At 36.9% G+C, this 3,433-nt stretch carries 5 protein-coding genes and 1 pseudogene; 4 read left to right on the top strand and 2 right to left on the bottom strand.

Annotated elements, in window-relative coordinates; translation table 11 throughout:
- A pseudogene (locus tag ACTNES_RS20100) lies at window positions 1-206 on the top strand (hypothetical protein); the annotation flags it as partial.
- Window positions 207-472: 266 nt separating this feature from the next.
- Here ACTNES_RS20100 and ACTNES_RS20095 read toward each other — a convergent pair.
- Both ACTNES_RS20095 and ACTNES_RS20090 read right to left on the bottom strand, forming a co-directional pair.
- Window positions 473-1,006 (bottom strand): HdeD family acid-resistance protein, encoded by a 534-nt coding sequence (locus tag ACTNES_RS20095; RefSeq protein WP_441040497.1) that lies wholly within the window; start codon window positions 1,004-1,006, stop codon window positions 473-475.
- Window positions 1,007-1,078: 72 nt separating this feature from the next.
- Window positions 1,079-1,519 carry an Hsp20/alpha crystallin family protein gene (locus tag ACTNES_RS20090; protein WP_262655201.1) on the bottom strand — a complete coding sequence of 147 codons (441 nt, stop codon included), beginning with the start codon at window positions 1,517-1,519 and terminating at the stop codon, window positions 1,079-1,081.
- A gap of 340 nt (window positions 1,520-1,859) precedes the next feature.
- Here ACTNES_RS20090 and ACTNES_RS20085 point away from each other — a divergent pair, with 340 nt between their 5' ends.
- The 3 genes from ACTNES_RS20085 to ACTNES_RS20075 form a co-directional block, all read left to right on the top strand.
- Window positions 1,860-2,291: a MarR family winged helix-turn-helix transcriptional regulator gene (locus ACTNES_RS20085; RefSeq protein WP_154433057.1), complete on the top strand. Its 432-nt coding sequence runs from the start codon at window positions 1,860-1,862 to the stop codon at window positions 2,289-2,291.
- 211 nt (window positions 2,292-2,502) lie between these two features.
- The gene (locus ACTNES_RS20080) at window positions 2,503-2,790 is read left to right on the top strand and encodes a co-chaperone GroES (protein ID WP_347379337.1); all 288 of its coding nucleotides are present in this window, start codon (window positions 2,503-2,505) and stop codon (window positions 2,788-2,790) included.
- 25 nt (window positions 2,791-2,815) lie between these two features.
- A partial coding sequence (locus ACTNES_RS20075) for a TCP-1/cpn60 chaperonin family protein (RefSeq protein WP_441040496.1) occupies window positions 2,816-3,433 on the top strand: 618 nt, incomplete at its 3' end.

The raw sequence follows: 3,433 nt of genomic DNA, 5'->3' as shown, positions 1-3,433 counted from the left end.
TAGATGGGAATGGGATGAGGGGAATACCTCTTAGATGTCCTTACCTCTATACCATAAAAAGAAATAAGTCTGTAAGTGATTTCTCTTGCTTACAAACTTATTATACGAGGAGGAACAAAATGAAACAAGAAAAAGTTGGAAGTTTTCTTAAAGAGCTTCGAAAAGAAAAGAATATTACACAGGAACAGTTGGCAGAAAGCATGTGATTGATGGCGCGTTTTGGTTTGAGTAGGAAAAACATGGGAAGTTAGCAATAAAACATTACGCGAGTAAACTCGCATAAGATGATTTCCACTTCCCAAACATCTGATTTCCAGATTTCCGGAAGTGCGATTTCATCGCACAAGAATATTCAAATTGTTTTTGGAATTAGGCATTCGTTAAAAAAGGCTGCACACAATTTTGTATGCAGCCGAATCTATATGAAGAGGTGCCTTTTTTCCTCCTTGGCAATGTTATTTTTTGTTATATTTTACATCCAGAAGCGATTGGAAAAGCATCCACGCATGACAGATACAATACCCTGTAGGATCAGGAAAAATCCGATTACCCAGGCCATAGCTGCAATACTTGCAAATGGATGTGTGAATGACAGAAAACCAATCACAGTCAGAAGGATTCCAAGTACTGTAAACCAGCCCCAGCCCTTTACTCCCAGTTTTTGAAGGTCAAAGGAATTAACCAGTTTGGTGATACCTGAAAAAATCAGCCACATTCCTAAAATAAAGGAAATAGTCATTGCTGTAAACCATCCATTTCCCAAAATGAATAAAGACATCAGTACGGTTAGAATGCCGTCAGCAAGAAACCAGCCAGATCCTGCCATATAATCATGACCGGCTGCAAATATCACAATATCTATAATGCCGGAAAACATCATGGAAACTCCAAAGATAATGGGAAGACCATAAAGAATTTTTCCGGGATTCCTCAAACATCCGATCCCGGTTATAATCAGAAAGATTCCGGCTAAAATCCATAATACTCTTGATGTCGTTTTACTCATATCAAAAACCTCTTTTCCGATTGCATTTGGCTTTTAAAACAGGCAGGGGTTTTATTCCCTGCCCGTTTGAGATTAACCTTCGATGGAAATATAATGTGAGTTGTTTTCTACTGCCTTCTGCTCTTTTGGAACAGTAAAGGAAAGAATACCATTTTCAAATTTCGGATGGATGTCTTCTCTCTGAACATTATTTCCTACATAAAAGCTTCTGCTTACATTTCCGGTATAACGCTCGCGGCGGATATATTTTCCTTCCTTATCTTTTTCATCTTTATCCAGACCTTTTGCTGCACTTACAGTTACATAACCGTTTTCAAGCTGGATCTGAATCTCGTCTTTCTTAAATCCAGGAAGATCAATTGCCACTTCGTAAGCGTTGTCTTTTTCCTTCACATCAGTCTTCATGATATGGGGAGCATGTTTTCCATACAATTTTTTATCGATGTCCGGAAAAGCAAAATCATCCATAAAATCATCAAATAAATTTTCTCCAAAAATACTAGGCATTAACATAAGTCATATCTCCTTTCATGACATAAACTAAAGTTTGCACTATCGGAGAAACCCGAAGTGTTGATTTATGAATATCAGGAAGAAAAATCATATTCTCTTTCTTTGTTCTATGTGTAATATAACATATGAATTAGCACTCGTCAATAGAGAGTGCTAATAATTGTGTGAAGATTTTGTGAACTTTGCGAAATAAAATAATTACTGATATTAGATTCAGCGGAATAGATTCCAGATGTTAATCATTAATTAAGAGGAAACAAAAAAGTCGTTTAAAATTAAATGGTGACGAATTATTAAACTTGTGATAGAATGAAAAAAACATTGAAAGAAGCTGAACAAAATGGATACACAAATTGATATCATATTGCAGGGAGGACAGTTTAAAAAGCTGTTAGAGGAACAGAGCGTTGAATTACGAGAAAAATATGATATGAAAAGAGCAGAACTGGAGATATTATACTTCCTGTCAAAATGCGGAACACATAATACCTCTACGGATATCCACCATCAGTTGATGATGAACCGTGGACATATTTCGCAGGCAGTTGACAGTCTCTGCAGGAGAAATTATCTTATTGCGATACCGGATAAGAATGATAGAAGATATATTCATTATGAAATATCTGATTATGCGAAGGATCTGGTAACAGAAATGACGAAGAGAAGGGAAGCAATGAACGGGATGATTTTAAAAGGTGTGTCGGAAGAAGAATTGAAGGTTTTTCGGGAAGTATCGGAAAAAATCAGGAAAAATATAAATGAATTAATTTAGATGATCAAAAGATGCAAAGTAATGGTTAAGGTGCTTCGCATCTTTTTTAAATTATTTTGGAAACCTATTGACAAGAGAAATACAGATGATATAATACTTTAAAAATAAATAATTTAAAAATAAAACATGTTTCGCGAGAAACATATTTTTTGCGAAACACGATGGCACTCAACAAGCAAGAGTGCTAACAAAAGAAAGGCAGGTTATTCATATGAAATTAAAACCATTGGGTGACAAAGTAGTTCTTCAGTATCAGGATGTTGAAGAAAAGACAGAATCAGGAATCATTCTGCCAGACAGCGCAAAAGAAAAATCGCAGGAAGCTGTAGTAATCGCAGTTGGTCCGGGAAAATGTAAAGACGGACAGAAAGTTCCCATGCAGGTAAAAGAAGGAGATAAAGTCATTCTTTCCGAATATGGCGGAACAGAAGTAAAAATTGGCGACGAAGAATATAAAATTGTAAGTCAGGACGATATTCTGGCAATTGTAGAGAAATAGAAAGTGTTGAAAGAAGGAAATTATCATGGCAAAAGAGATTAGTTTTGATATTGATGTTCGAAAAAAGATGGAGGCCGGTGTAGACAGACTGGCAGATACAGTAAAGGTAACATTGGGGCCAAAAGGAAGAAATGTTGTACTGGATAAATCTTACGGTGCACCATTAATTACAAACGATGGTGTGACCATTGCAAAAGAGATCGAACTGGAAGATCGTTTTGAAAATATGGGCGCACAGCTTGTAAAAGAGGTGGCTACCAAGACAAACGACATTGCAGGAGATGGAACAACAACAGCTACAGTTCTGGCACAGGCACTTGTAAAAGAAGGAATGAAAAATATCGCAGCAGGGGCAAATGCCATTGTTTTAAGAAAAGGAATGAAGAAGGCAGCAGATGTGGCTGTACAGGCAATTGAAGAAATGAGCCATCCTGTTACTGGGAAGGATCATATTGCAAAAGTAGCTGCAATCTCTTCCGGTAATGAAGAAGTCGGTGAGATGATTGCCGATGCAATGGAAAAAGTCGGAGAGAACGGCGTTATTACGATTGAAGAATCAAAGACCATGAAGACGGAGATCGACGTAGTCGAAGGTATGCAGTTCGATAATGGATATCTTTCCGGATACATGTGTGATGATAAA

The sequence above is a fragment of the Blautia sp. HCP3S3_D9 genome, from assembly GCF_052063845.1.
Lineage (GTDB): Bacteria > Bacillota > Clostridia > Lachnospirales > Lachnospiraceae > Blautia_A.
This window is presented reverse-complemented; position numbering and strand designations above follow the sequence as displayed.